Raw genomic sequence first — 13094 nt, forward strand, 5'->3', positions numbered from 1 at the left:
CTCTGCCGCCTGCGCCGCCGTGGCGGCGTTTTCGGCGTGACGCCGACGGGTGCCGGTGCCGGACCCGTCGGTCTCCCCTCGCCCATGTTCCCTGCCGGTGCCCCGCGCGGCGGCGGGGTGTCCGTGAGCCGTTTCGTCCCTGCTCCCAGGGTTGTCTGCTCCCACGGATTCCAGAGCAGGCTGCTGAGGAAGCACAGCCTGGTGGGTCTGCTCGCCTGCGGGAAAACGTAGTCATCGGGGGCACCTCCCTGATCGTCCGATCGTGATGACTGGGGCTGGTCACTCGGCAGCCTTGCGGCTGGGGAGCGAGTGACCTCCCTTCCTGTGTGCGACTGTGACCGTAGTGACCAAGGCCCTCACGCAGCGCGCAATGCGTTCGAAGATCGCCGGTAAGTGCGGATCTCTCATATCCCTCGTACGGACAGGCGATCTCCCTGGTACAAGACGGTCGCGGCTGCTCGATGTCTGTTTGCTGCCGTACCTGGCGGCCCAAGGCCGTGCCGTACGGAAGCGGGCGACGCACTCGTCCGGTCGCCTACTGTTCCCCGCATGACAGAGCGACGGGCGATTCTCAGCGGTTCGGTGTTCGAGGAGCGGATCGGGTACGCACGGGCCGTGGTGGACGGGGAGTGGGTGCACGTCTCCGGGACGACCGGGTACGACTACGCGACGATGACGATCTCCGAGGACGTGGTGGAGCAGGCCGAGCAGTGTCTGCGGAACATCGGGGCCGCGCTGAAGGAGGCGGGGTGCGGGTTCGAGGACGTGGTGCGGGTGCGGTATCTGCTGCCCGTGCGGGAGGACTTCGAGCCGTGCTGGCCGGTGCTGCGGCGGGTGTTCGGCGAGGTACGGCCGGCGGCGACGATGATGGTGTGCGGGCTGGCGGACCCGCAGATGAAGATCGAGATAGAGGTGTACGCGCGGCGGCGGACCGCCTGACCTCGTACGGGCGCCTCTTCCGCGCTCACGGGCGCCCGCTCCGGCCTGTCACGGTCACTCCCTCTCCAGCAGCCCCGCCAGGTCCAGGGCCGTCGCGATGCGTACGGCCACGTCCTCGGCGTAGGCCGCGTCGGAGCGTTCGAAGGGGCTGCGGCCGGAGCAGCGCAGGAACGTGACGACGCCCAGGGTGCGGCCGCGGCTGCGCAGCACGGCGCACAGCGCGTGCACGGTGTCGGCGGGCCACTGGCGGGTCTGGGCCCAGGCGCGTGCCTGGTCGGCCGGGACCGTGCCGACGGTGGCGCGGACGGCGCCGGTCCGTTCGATGCACTGCAGGGCGGGGTGTCCCTCGCCGTAGCGGACGGGCAGTCCGGCCCGGCCGGTGAGCAGGCTGGGTCCGGGGCCGTCGGAGGGGGTGGCGGCGACGCGTACCAGCCGCAGCGGGGTGGTGGGCTCGCCGTCCTCGGGGGCGGTGCCGCCGGCCACCCGGTCGACGAGGGCGTGGTCGGCGAAGCCGGCGAGGGCGAAGTCGAGGTGGACGGTCGCGGCCTCCGCGGGGTCCTCGCACTCGGCGGCGGCGCGGGCGGCCCGGTGCAGTTGGTTGGTGCGGAACCGCAGCAGCGAGGCTTCCTGCTCGCCGTGCTTGGCCTCGGTGACGTCGACGAAGAGCCAGGCGACGCCGAGTGGCACGGGTTCCTCGGCCAGCGGTGAGGCGAGCCGGACGAATCCGCTGCGCCAGCATCGCCGCCGGTCGCCCTCCGGGGCGCGCACGCTCACCCAGATCTCGGCGGGTGCGGGCGGTGCGCCTTCCGCCAGGACGTGGGTGAGCGCGCTCTCGAGTTCTTCCACGCCCTGGGAGAGCAGTTCGCCGAGGGGGCGTCCGAGTGCGGCGGTGCGGCCGGTGCCGAGAGCCCGGGCGGCGTGGGCGTTGACGACGGCGGGCCGCAGGTCGGCGTCGACGAGGACGACGCCCCAGGACGCCTCTTCGAACAGGGCCTCGCTGAGGGCGATGGACCGCTCCAGGTCGATCTGTGTGTGCACCTCGCTGAAGGCGCAGTACAGGCCGGCCGGTTTGCCGTCGGGTCCACGTACGGCCGCGGACTGGGTGCGTACGAGGACGCGGCCGCCGTCCTTGGTGAGGAGGGCGAACTCGTGGACCTGGCGTCCGCGTGCGTGCATGGCGGACATCAGCCGCCGTTCGACCTCCTCGGCGTCCGCGCTGCGTACGGCCCATCCGGCGAAGCCGTGCCGGCCGACCGCCTCGGCGGCCGTCCACCCGAGGATGCGTTCGGCCTCGCGGTTCCAGTGGGTGACGACGCCGCCCGCGTCGAAGGCGCAGAGGGCGGCGTCCATGCCGTCGAGCAGGGCGGCGAGCAGGTCGGAGCCGTCGGGACCGCCAGGGCCACTGGTGCCACTGGGGTGTTCGGGGCTGTCGAGGGCCCCCGGACCGTCCCGTTCCGGCTCGGGCTCGTCGGGCCCGAGCTCGTCGGTGGTCCCACTACGCCGGGAAGCACTCACCTGGACCCCCTGCAGGCTGCGTCCGCACACACGGCGCGTCGGTTCACTCACTGGCTTTCGTTCACTGGCCTTCATTCAACTTGAACGTGACGCAGCGCACATCGGGTTCCCGCAAGATTGAAGGAATCGTTGTACGCGGAAAATCCCCGTGGACCTGGAGCGAACCCGAGACGAACACGGTGGCTGTGCGCCGCCGCCGTCAGCCGCAGGGTCAGCCAGAGGTCGGTCTCGTCCGGGAGTACGTACCGCTCGGTCTCGGTGAGGCCGCTCCAGCCGGTTGCGTCCGCTGGGCTCGCGCACCTCGTCGAGGGTCGTCGCGGCGGGCGACGCGATCACGTTGTGCACCACGTGTGGTGGCAGTCCCGGGGCACGCGCGCGTGGGCCTGGGATCGTCAGCGCCGGTAGAAGATCCGGTCCGCGTACTGCTCGAAGACCTTGCCGTTCCACTCGTGGCCGCCGTCGACGTTGCCGGAGCGCAGCAGCGGGGGCTCGATGCCGCGGTCGGCCAGGACGCCGGCGGTGGTGGCCATGACCGCCTGGAGAAGGGCCGAGGTGACGACCGTGGAGGCCGGGGCGAAGGGCGCGGGGACGGTGTCGAGGGTGAGTTCGGCGTCGCCGACGGCGATCTTGGAGTCCAGGACGACGTCGCAGTGGTCCTTCAGATACGTCCCCGACACGTGGCGGGACGTGGTCTGGGTGGCGTAGGCCACCGACGTCACTCCGATGACCTTCACGCCCAGGGCGCGGGCGTTCATGGCCATCTCGACGGGGAGGGCGTTGCGGCCGGACAGGGAGACGATCACCAGGGCGTCGCCGGAGCGGATGGGGGAGCAGTCCAGGACGGCGGCGGCGAGGCCGTCGACGCGTTCGAGGGCGGAGCCCAGGGTGGCGGGCATGACGTCGACGCCGACGGCGCCGGGGACGGCGAGGAGGTTCATCAGGGCGAGGCCGCCGGCCCGATAGACGACGTCCTGGGCGGCGAGGGAGGAGTGTCCGGCGCCGAAGGCGAACAGGCGGCCGCCGTCGGCCACGGTGTCGGCGAGCAGGGTGCCGGCGGCCGTGACGGACTCGGCCTCCTCGTCACGGACCCGCTGGAGCAGGCCGATGGCCGCGTCGAAGAACTGGCCGGCCAACGTGCGGTCGCTCATGCGGGGTCCCTCCGGATGCCTGTGGATGCCGTGGACGGCTGTGAGGATGTCTGGGGGCGTCTGCGGGGCGTCTGCCCATGCCCCTGTGCCGCGGATCACGGTGAGGTCTGGACCAGAGTCCTGTCAATACGGCCGGGTACGCCGCCGGGCGTGTTCCCGGCCGCCGCGACCGTCCGGAATCGCGGTCTGCGACGCGGGGTTCCGTCGGCACGCCCCGGTTGTCAGTGGTATGCGTCAGAATTGAGTTCAGGGCCAGCGCACGCGCCTGGGAGCCGCCGAGCTTCCGGCAGAGGTAATCGAGGGGCACGTATGTCCGGACTGATCGACACCACGGAGATGTATCTCCGCACCATCCTCGAGCTGGAGGAGGAAGGCGTCGTCCCGATGCGCGCCCGGATCGCCGAGCGGCTGGACCAGAGCGGGCCGACGGTGAGCCAGACGGTCGCGCGCATGGAGCGCGACGGCCTGGTCTCGGTCGCTCCGGACCGGCACCTGGAGCTCACGGACGAGGGCCGCCGGCTGGCCACGCGCGTGATGCGCAAGCACCGGCTCGCGGAGTGTCTGCTGGTCGACGTGATCGGCCTGGAATGGGAGCAGGTGCACGCCGAGGCCTGCCGCTGGGAGCATGTGATGAGCGAGGCCGTCGAGCGCCGCGTGCTGGAGCTGCTGCGGCACCCGACCGAGTCGCCGTACGGCAACCCGATCCCGGGCCTGGAGGAGCTGGGCGAGAAGGACCACGCCGACCCGTTCCTGGACGAGGGCATGGTGTCGCTGGCCGACCTCGACCCGGGCTCGGACGGCAAGACGGTCGTCGTCCGCCGGATCGGCGAGCCCATCCAGACGGACGCGCAGCTGATGTACACGCTGCGCCGCGCGGGCGTGCAGCCCGGCTCGGTGGTGAGCGTGACGGAGTCGGCGGGCGGTGTGCTGGTCGGCAGCGGCGGCGAGGCCGCCGAGCTGGAGGCGGAGGTCGCCTCCCACGTCTTCGTCGCCAAGCGCTGACCGCTGGTTCCTCCTGCCCCTCTGCGTCGCGGATCCAGCGCGTCGAAGCGCAGCGCGCGGGCGCCGGGCGTGCGAGGCTGTCGCGTGAGGCATATGACTCGTGGGGGTGGGGGAGGATGTGCCGCAGACGTGTGGAGGGCCCCGGCGCCGTGTGGTGGCGCCGGGGCCTGTCCTCCCCTGTAGCGACCCGGAGCCCCGAGCTCTCAGGGTCGTCCCCCGCGGACCCCTTTTCCCCGAGTGGTCCGCCTCCCGTTGAAGATCTCCCCCCGGTGGCGGCGATCATGCGTTGCGGGGGGTCACTCGAACGAGGGGTGTTGACGGCGGGAAAGGCGTTTTCGAATAGGCATTCGATAGCCTGTGGGTGATGGGCCGCAGGGCCCGCGCTACGGGAATGGGCAGCGAGCTAGGGGGGTGCCAGGGCCAATGGCGCGGCGCATCGACGTGACCGGGGCGGGCGGCGTACGGCTCGCCGCCTGGGAGTTCGCGGAACCCCGGAAGACAGCACCAGGCAACTCGGCTTCGGACAGCACCGCACCGCGTACCTTCGTACCGTCGCAGGCGGCACCGTACGAACCGCACGAGCCCCACGAACCGCACGCCGGCCACGAGGCCGAACTCCGCCCGCCCACCGGCGTGCTCTTACTCCACGGGCTCATGGGCCGCGCCTCCCACTGGGCCGCCACCGCCCGCTGGCTCTCCGAGCGGCACCGGGCCGTCGCCCTCGACCAGCGCGGCCACGGCCAGAGCCAGAAACCCCCGCAGGCGGCCTACACCCGCGACGCCTACGTCGAGGACGCCGAGGCGGCCGTGGAACAGCTCGGCCTCGGCCCGGCCGTCCTCATCGGGCACGCCATGGGCGCACTGACCGCCTGGCAGCTCGCCGCGAAACGCCCCGACCTCGTGCGCGGACTGATCATCTGCGACATGCGGGCCTCCGCCCTCGGCGCGGCCTCCCAGCGCGAGTGGGAGGACTGGTTCAAGTCCTGGCCCCTGCCCTTCGCCACCCTCGCCGACGTCCGCAAGTGGTTCGGCGAGGACGACCCCTGGGTGGAGCGCCCTAACCCGGCCCGCGGCGAGTTCTACGCCGAGGTCATGCACGAGTGCCCCGACGGCTGGCGCCCCGTCTTCGAACCCGACCGGATGCTCACCTCCCGCGAGACCTGGGTCTACGACGCCCACTGGGAGGAACTGGCCCAGGTCCGGTGCCCGGCCCTCGTCGTACGCGGCCTCGACGGCGAACTCGGCCGCGCCGAGGCCCAGGAGATGGTGCGCGTCCTCCCCCACGGCCAGTACGCGGAGGTCGCCGACGCCGGCCACCTCGTCCACTACGACCAGCCGGACGCCTGGCGCGCGGCGATCACTCCGTTTCTGGACGCGGTCCTGACCGGGTGAGGACCCGAGAACAGGTCCGCACGACCTGTCTCCACCTCCTCATCCCCTGCCGACCCGGCTGACCCCTCGTCTCCGGCTCACCCCTTGCTCACCGACGTCAGGATCTCCGGTAGCCGGGCCGCCGTGCGGGGGGCCGCGAGCCGTAGGCCCGCGTAGGTGATCGCGGCGCCGTACGCCGCGCCCGCCGGGAGCAGGAGCCAGCTCCAGGTGTCGCCGGTCGCGCTGACGTTCGCCCAGATGGCCAGGGCGATGACGGGGGAGGACAGCAGGGCCGCCGAGACCATGCCGCCGGCGATGGCGATCCAGGCGAGGCCCGCCTGGCCGGGGGCCACGTTCTTGTGGCCCTCCTGCGGGATGGAGTACGGGAAGCGCGCCGAGGTCCACGCGCCGGTCGCCAGCATCGCGCCGAGCAGGGAGAAGGACAGGCCGAGCACCTCGGGCAGCCGTGGCCAGTCGCCGAGCAGTGCCGTCGTCACCACCGTGACCAGGGTGGCGTAGGGGAGGGTCACCACCAGCAGGGCCAGCGCCCGTCCGCGCAGCTCGAGGTAGGCGTCGCGCGGGGTGGAGATCGTCAGCGCGACCATCCAGAAGGCGGAGGTGTCCTGCCCGAACTGGTTGTACATCTGGATGCCGAGCATCCCGGCGGCGAAGCAGGCGAAGTAGAGCGATCCGGTGCCCTGGAGGGCGTTGAACACCGGCACGATCAGGCCGATGGCCAGCGAGGTCACCCAGGCCGCCTTGGTCTTCGGGTCGCGCCAGACGTAGCGCAGGCTGCGTTCCATGACGGTGCCGGTGCGGCCGGAGGGCAGCAGCCGGGTCAGTCCGCCGGTGCGGGACCGGTCGCGGGCTGCGGTGTCGGCGGGCTGGAGCGTGGAGGCGTCGGGGGAGGTCATCAGGCGGGTCAGGGTGCGCGCCCACATCGTCAGGAGTGCGGCCAGGGCGGCCGCGGTCAGTGCGAGCTGGGCCACCGCGACGCCGTACGAGCCGTCGCTCACCGAGTCCACCGCGCCCACCGCCGACGCGGGCGGCACCCAGCGGACCACGTCCGCCACCGGGTCGAGCCGGCCGAGTCCCGACGAACCCAGCCGCTGCATGCCGAAGTTGACCAGTTGCGCGCCGATCGCGATGACCAGTCCGCTGAGCACCGCGAGGTCCCGGCCCTTGCGGCTGGTCAGCAGCCGGGTGTTGGCGGCGGCCACGGCCCGGGCGAGGGCCACGCACACCAGCAGGGCGAGCAGCAGCGCGAGGACCGCGACGGCGTACGCCGCCGCCCCGTGCGCCACCGAGATCACACAGCCCGTCAGCAGCAGCACCGTGAACAGCGGCCCGATGCCGACCAGGGAGGCCGCCAGCAGCGCCCGGACGAGCGGCTGCGGGCGCAGCGGCAGCATCACCAGACGGGTGGGGTCCAGGGTCTCGTCGCCGCTGGGGAAGAACAGCGGCATCACCGCCCAGCCCAGGGCCAGTACGGCCGTGCCCAGCACGGTCACGGAGGCGATGTGCGCGTGCCCGCGCAGCAGGATCATGCCGAGCAGCTGGGACACGGCGAACAGCAGCGCGACGACGGCCGACGCGATGTACGCGGCGCGCCGGCCGCCGGACCGCCGCAGCCCGCCGCGCAGCAGCGACAGCTTCAGCCGTACGACGACGGGGGTGATCGAGCCGCCGGCGGCGCTCGGCGAGGTGGTGTTCACGGCGGTGTTCGCGGCGGTGCTCATCGGGTGCCTCCGCCCAGCCAGTCGAGGTCGGAACCGGCTTCCCGGCCCTGCGCGCCGACGAGTTCGAGGAACGCCCGCTGAAGGCTGGGGGCCTGGCCGCGCACCTCGGCGAGGGTGCCGTGGGCGCGGATGCGGCCCGCGGCCATGACGGCCACCCAGTCGCACAGGGACTCGACCAGTTCCATGACGTGCGAGGAGAACACGACGGTCGCGCCGGAGGCGGTGTACCGCTCCAGGACGCCCCGGATGGTCTGCGCGGACACGGGGTCGACGCCCTCGAACGGCTCGTCGAGGAAGAGGACTTCGGGGTTGTGGAGGAGCGCGCAGGCGAGTCCGATCTTCTTGCGCATGCCGGTCGAGTAGTCGACGACGAGTTTGTGCTGGGCGCCGGACAGGTCGAGTACGTCGAGCAGTTGGGTGGCCCGGCGGTCCACCTCGGCTCCGGGCAGCCCGCGCAGCCGCCCGGAGTACGACAGCAGTTCCCGGCCCGACAGCCGCTCGAAGAGCCGGAGTCCCTCGGGCAGCACCCCGATCCGCGCCTTCACCGCCACCGGGTCCCGCCACACGTCGTGCCCGACGACCTCGACGGTTCCCTGATCGGGTCGCAGCAGCCCGGTCACCATGGACAGCGTGGTGGTCTTGCCTGCCCCGTTGGGCCCCACCAGGCCGATGAACTTCCCGGCGGGCAGCTCCAGATCGATCCCGGCGACGGCGACCTGCTGCCCGAACCGCTTCCAGAGCCCCTGGACACGTACGGCACTGTTACTCACCACTGCTGCTCCCTCCGTCAGGTGAACCCTACGAGGGAGCCCGGTGCGTCTACGGCCCCCAGCGCGCCACGGCCCTCGGCGCGTCCATCGCCGTCAGCGTGTCCATCGCCGTCAACGCGCCCATCGCCGTCAGCGTGTCCATCGCCGTCAATGTGCCCACCGCCCCTGCTCCCGTCCTCGCCGCCGGGCCCCTACCGGTCCCTGCCGCACGCGTAGGCCAGCGCCGAGATCAGCTCCTCCGCGTCCGGCAGCCACCGGTTCGCCGGGGTCGGCCGGCAGGCCCACTGCACGGCGCCCCGCGACCCGTACCGCGTGGGCGGCGCGGCCACGTACGCGCCCTCGCCCAGCGCGAGCAGGTCCAGGGACCCCGGCGCCCAGCCCAGTTTGCGCAGCAGGTCCGGCAGTTTGGCGCAGGCCCCCGGCAGCACGAAGAACTGCATGCGCCGCTCGGGGGTCAGCGTCACCGGCCCGAGGGTCAGCTCCAGCCGCTCCATACGGGCCAGCGCGAGGAACCCGGCCGTCTCCGGGACGCAGATCGCGTCGAACGTACGGCCCGTGGGGAGCAGGATCGAGGCGGTCGGCTGCCTCTGCCACATCCGGCGGGCCACGGTGGCGCTGCCGGTCGCCAGGGTCGCCCAGTCCTCGCGCGCCGGGTGCGCGCCGGGCGCGGCGCACGCCGGGTCGCCGCAGGAGCAGCGCTGCACCCCGTCAACGGCCTCCAGCCAGGTGCCGGGGAACACGTCCCAGTGGCGCTCCTCGGCATAGCGAACGGCGGTCTCCAGCAGCGAGTCCCCGCGCTGCTTGGGGATCTGACCGGCAATCTGTGCGGCGTGCGTGCCCGGGATCGTCTCTTCCACGCCCCACTCAACTCCCGCGCCCACCTGGAGTTACGGGTGGTGCGGGAGTCTCGCGGCACGGTTCCGCGCGCGGGAGGGGAGCATCGATTCCGCGCCCGGGGCGCATGGATGCATGTGTGGGGGCGCGCGGGAGGATCGCCGGCAGGCGCTGGGTAATCCTCTGTGCGGGGGTATCCGCCTTTACCCCGGCAATCTTCGCATGTCTCGCATTTTCGTTATGTCGTTGGGGCATTGATCTTCACAGCCGGACCCTCCGCCGGGACGCGGACGGGTCCGGCCGTGCGGAACACGTCAACGTCGGTGCACGGGCAGGGCACCGGAGCCACACGGCGAGTGAGCCGAAGGGGCGAGCCGCCACGAAGGCAGGGGGTTAACGCCATGGCCGCAAGGCCTCTCGTCGCGCGGCAGCCGAACGAACGGCTGCAGGCGCTCATCCAGGAAGCGGGCTGCTCGAACGCCGGACTGGCCCGCCGGGTCAACATGTGCGGCGCCGAGCACGGCCTCGACCTTCGCTACGACAAGACGTCCGTGGCGCGCTGGCTGCGCGGGCAGCAGCCACGCGGCCGGGCCCCGGCGATCATCGCGGAGGCGCTGGGCCGCAAGCTCGGCCGTACGGTCACGATCGACGAGATCGGCATGGCCAACGGCAAGAACCTCGCCTCGGGAGTGGGTCTCCAGTTCTCGCCGACGGTACTGGGGGCCATCGAGCAGGTCTGCGAGCTGTGGCGCAGCGACGTGGGCCGGCGGGACTTCCTGTCCGGCTCCTCCGTCGCCGCCTCCGCGCTGGTCGAGCCGAGCCGCGACTGGCTGATCACCGCACCGGACGGGCAGGTCGCGCGCTCGGCCGGGCCCCGGGTGGGCCAGTCCGACGTGGCGGCCGTACGGGCCATGACGCAGGCCCTGGTCGACCTGGACCACACCTACGGCAGCGGGCATGTGCGCCCGGTGGTCGTGCACTACCTCAACAGCGTGGTCTCGGGGCTGCTGGCGGGGTCGTACCGGGAGGCGGTGGGCCGCGATCTGTTCGCCGCCGTGTCGCGGTTGACGGAGCTCGCCGGCTACATGGCCGTGGACACCGGCCAACCCGGCCTGGCCCAGCGGTACTACATCCAGGCGCTGCGGCTCGCCCAGGCGGCCGGGGACCGCGGTTACGGCGGTTACGTGCTGGCCGCCTCCATGAGCCACCTGGCCGCACAGCTCGGAAACCCGCGTGAGATCGCGCAGTTGGCGCGGGCGGCGCAGGAGGGAGCGCGGGGTCGCGTGACACCGCGCGCGGAGGCGATGTTCCACGCGGCGGAGGCGCGCGGGCACGCGCTGATGGGCGATGTGCGGGCGGCCGAGCTGTCCGCGGGCCGGGCGGTGAGCGCGCTGGAGTCCGCCGAGACGGACTCCGGGGACGACCCGGCGTGGATCGCGCACTTCGACGAGGCCTATCTCGCCGACGAGTTGGCGCACTGCTACCGGGACCTGGGCCGGCCGGAGGCGGCGGCACGGCAGGCGGAGGCGTCGCTGGCCGGGCATCCCGCCTCGCGGGCCCGGCGCCGGGCGATCGGCTATGTGCTGCTCGCCACGGCGCAGGTGCAGCAACGGGAGGTCGAACAGGCCTGCAGCACCGGCCTGAAGGCCGTGGAGCTGCTTCAGACCCTGCGCTCCGACCGGGGCGTGGAGTACCTGGAGGACTTTCAGCAGCGTCTCGACCCGTACCGGGAGGAGTCGGTGGTAAGGGAGTTCGGGGCGCGGCTGGAGGTGCGGGCGGCGGCCTGAACGCGCGTGCGCGGGTCACATACAGCGCCGTACGCGCGGGTTTTGTTACTGCCGTCACAGGGAAGGAGTGCGCGCCCGGTGCTGCGTGGCACCGGGCTCGGGGGACCCGGTAGCGTGAGCCGACGATTCCGAAGGTCCCCCAATCGTAGGAGTCCCGGTGACGCAGAGTGGACAGGGCGAGGAGCCCTCGGCGCGGCCCGCGCGCGAAGGCATCGTGCTGCCCTCCGACGGTGGGCAGCCCCTGCTGCCGGGCATGACGGGCGGTGCGGGCGGCCCGGCCGGCACCGGCGGGCCCGGCGGCCTGCCGCCCGCCCAGTCGGCCGGTCGGGCCGCGGCCCCGGCCGGCGGTCAGGCCTGGGGCCAGCCGTGGGGACCCGAGGGCGGGCAGACGGTGGCGCCGCAGCCCGGACAGGGCTGGCAGTCTGCGCCCGACCAGTCCGCCCAGCCCTTCCAGACCTCCCAGTCCGCCCCGTCCTGGGGCTCGGGCGCCCCGGAGGCGTACCCGCAGGGCCCGCAGAACCCGCAGGGCCCCCAGGCCCCGTGGGGTGCCCACGGTCAGGCCGCCGGCCCGCTGCCCCCCGAGGGCGCCCCGGCCTACGGCGCCCAGGCGGGCGCCCCGCTGCCTCCGGCCGCGGACCCGTACGCCCCCCAGGCCGCCCCGCCGAGCCCGTACACGACCGGCGCGCACGGTGCCGCGCTGCCGCCGGCGGCGGGATCGGACCCGTACGGCGCCCCGGCCGGACAGCAGGCCGCACACGGCGCACACGGCGCGCCCGGCGTACCCGCCTACGGTGCCCCGGCGCACGGCGCGCCCGGCGGCGACGAGGGCGCCACTCAGTACCTTCCGCCGGTCGGTGCGGCTCCCGTGAACGAGGGGGCCACGCAGTACCTGCCGCCCGTGCCCGCCGCACCGGCGGACGAGGGCGCGACGCAGTACATACCGCCGGTGGCGCCGGGGGCGATGCCGCCCGAGGCGTCCGGCGGCGACTCCTCGACCCGGTTCCTGGGCCGCGTACCGCAGGGTGGCGCGGGCCCGCTGCCGGGCGGCGACCCGGACGCCCAGGCCACCCAGTTCATCGCACCCGTGGAGGCCCAGGCGGCCGGGGCACCGGCAGCCCCGTACGGCGGCGGACCGAGCGCGGCCGGCGGGCGGCAGACACCCGCCGAGTTCGACAACCTGTTCCGCAGCGACGCCGGCGGCGCCCCGGCCACCCAGCAGATGCCCCGCTTCCAGTCCCACGACGTTCCGCCCGGCCGGCCGGGCGCGCCCGGTCCGGGCGGGCCGTCCTCCTTCGTGGGGCAGGCCGGCGACGGCGACGGCGACCCCGGCCGCGGGGGCAGACGGACCGGCTCGCGCGTGCCGCTGATCGCGGCCGTCGGCATCGGCATCGTCGTGCTCGGCGTCGGCGCGGGCGCCATGCTCAGCGGCGGTGGCGGAGGCGGCGGCGACAGCACCGACAAGAACACGAACGTCTCCGCCACGGCTCCCGCCACCGACTCCTCTGCCTCACCGTCCGCCGACCCGGCCCGCGCGCAGGCGGTCGAGCTGGACAAGCTGCTGGCCGACAGCGGCAGCAGCCGCACCTCCGTGATCAACGCGGTCGCGAACGTCCGCAAGTGCGACAACCTGGACAGCTCGGCCAGCGACCTGCGCGACGCCGCCAAGCAGCGCAACGGCCTGGTGACCCGGCTGGGCCGACTCTCCGTCGACAAGCTCCCCGGCAACGCCGAACTCACCAGCGCGCTCACCAGCGCGTGGAAGGCCTCGGCGTCGGCCGACCAGCACTACGCGGCCTGGGCGGACCAGGTCAAGGATAAGAAGGGCTGCAAGAAGGGCCACGCCCGCACCACCGCCGAGGCCCAGCAGGGCAACCGCCAGAGCGGTGTCGCCAGCGCCCAGAAGGTCAAGGCCGCGCAGCTGTGGAACACGATCGCGAAGAAGTACGGCCTCACCCAGCGCCAGCCGACCCAGCTCTGAGCGCCCCCGCT

10 protein-coding genes are annotated in these 13094 nt (G+C 73.2%); 5 read left to right on the forward strand and 5 right to left on the reverse strand.

All coding sequences use genetic code 11. From position 1 onward, the window contains the following. The first annotated feature begins 549 nt into the window (after positions 1-549). Complete coding sequence (locus IE318_RS15945) at positions 550-939, forward strand: RidA family protein (RefSeq protein ID WP_189900853.1); 390 nt, start codon at positions 550-552, stop codon at positions 937-939. A 54-nt stretch (positions 940-993) separates the two neighbouring features. Here the strand turns inward: IE318_RS15945 and IE318_RS15950 are convergent, their stop codons facing one another. Then, complete coding sequence (locus IE318_RS15950) at positions 994-2454, reverse strand: PAS domain-containing protein (RefSeq protein WP_229903537.1); 1461 nt, start codon at positions 2452-2454, stop codon at positions 994-996. A gap of 392 nt (positions 2455-2846) precedes the next feature. Beyond that, the gene (locus tag IE318_RS15955; RefSeq protein ID WP_030165123.1) at positions 2847-3602 is read right to left on the reverse strand and encodes an SIS domain-containing protein; all 756 of its coding nucleotides are present in this window, start codon (positions 3600-3602) and stop codon (positions 2847-2849) included. Positions 3603-3911: 309 nt separating this feature from the next. Between IE318_RS15955 and IE318_RS15960 the strand changes: the two genes are divergently transcribed. Beyond that, entirely contained in the window at positions 3912-4604 is a 693-nt protein-coding gene (locus tag IE318_RS15960; RefSeq protein ID WP_030165121.1) for an iron-dependent transcriptional repressor DtxR, read from the forward strand. 423 nt (positions 4605-5027) lie between these two features. Then, positions 5028-5996 carry an alpha/beta fold hydrolase gene (locus tag IE318_RS15965; RefSeq protein WP_189900857.1) on the forward strand — a complete coding sequence of 323 codons (969 nt, stop codon included), beginning with the start codon at positions 5028-5030 and terminating at the stop codon, positions 5994-5996. Between the two features lie 77 nt (positions 5997-6073). On the opposite strand, the gene IE318_RS15970 is transcribed toward IE318_RS15965, so the two are convergent. The 3 genes from IE318_RS15970 to IE318_RS15980 form a co-directional block, all read right to left on the reverse strand. After that, a complete protein-coding gene (locus tag IE318_RS15970; protein WP_189900859.1) occupies positions 6074-7714 on the reverse strand; it encodes a transporter in 1641 nt (546 codons plus the stop codon). Then, positions 7711-8505: an ABC transporter ATP-binding protein gene (locus IE318_RS15975; protein ID WP_030165129.1), complete on the reverse strand. Its 795-nt coding sequence runs from the start codon at positions 8503-8505 to the stop codon at positions 7711-7713. The genes IE318_RS15970 and IE318_RS15975 overlap by 4 nt, the downstream gene beginning before the upstream one ends. Positions 8506-8675: 170 nt before the next feature. Beyond that, a complete protein-coding gene (locus IE318_RS15980; protein ID WP_030165130.1) occupies positions 8676-9341 on the reverse strand; it encodes a bifunctional DNA primase/polymerase in 666 nt (221 codons plus the stop codon). A gap of 378 nt (positions 9342-9719) precedes the next feature. Between IE318_RS15980 and IE318_RS15985 the strand changes: the two genes are divergently transcribed. After that, the gene (locus IE318_RS15985) at positions 9720-11105 is read left to right on the forward strand and encodes an NsdA family TPR-like regulatory protein (RefSeq protein WP_189900861.1); all 1386 of its coding nucleotides are present in this window, start codon (positions 9720-9722) and stop codon (positions 11103-11105) included. A 157-nt stretch (positions 11106-11262) separates the two neighbouring features. Next, complete coding sequence (locus tag IE318_RS15990) at positions 11263-13083, forward strand: hypothetical protein (RefSeq protein ID WP_189900863.1); 1821 nt, start codon at positions 11263-11265, stop codon at positions 13081-13083. Positions 13084-13094 lie beyond the last annotated feature (11 nt).

The organism is Streptomyces spiralis, assembly GCF_014654675.1.
Taxonomy (GTDB): domain Bacteria; phylum Actinomycetota; class Actinomycetes; order Streptomycetales; family Streptomycetaceae; genus Streptomyces; species Streptomyces spiralis.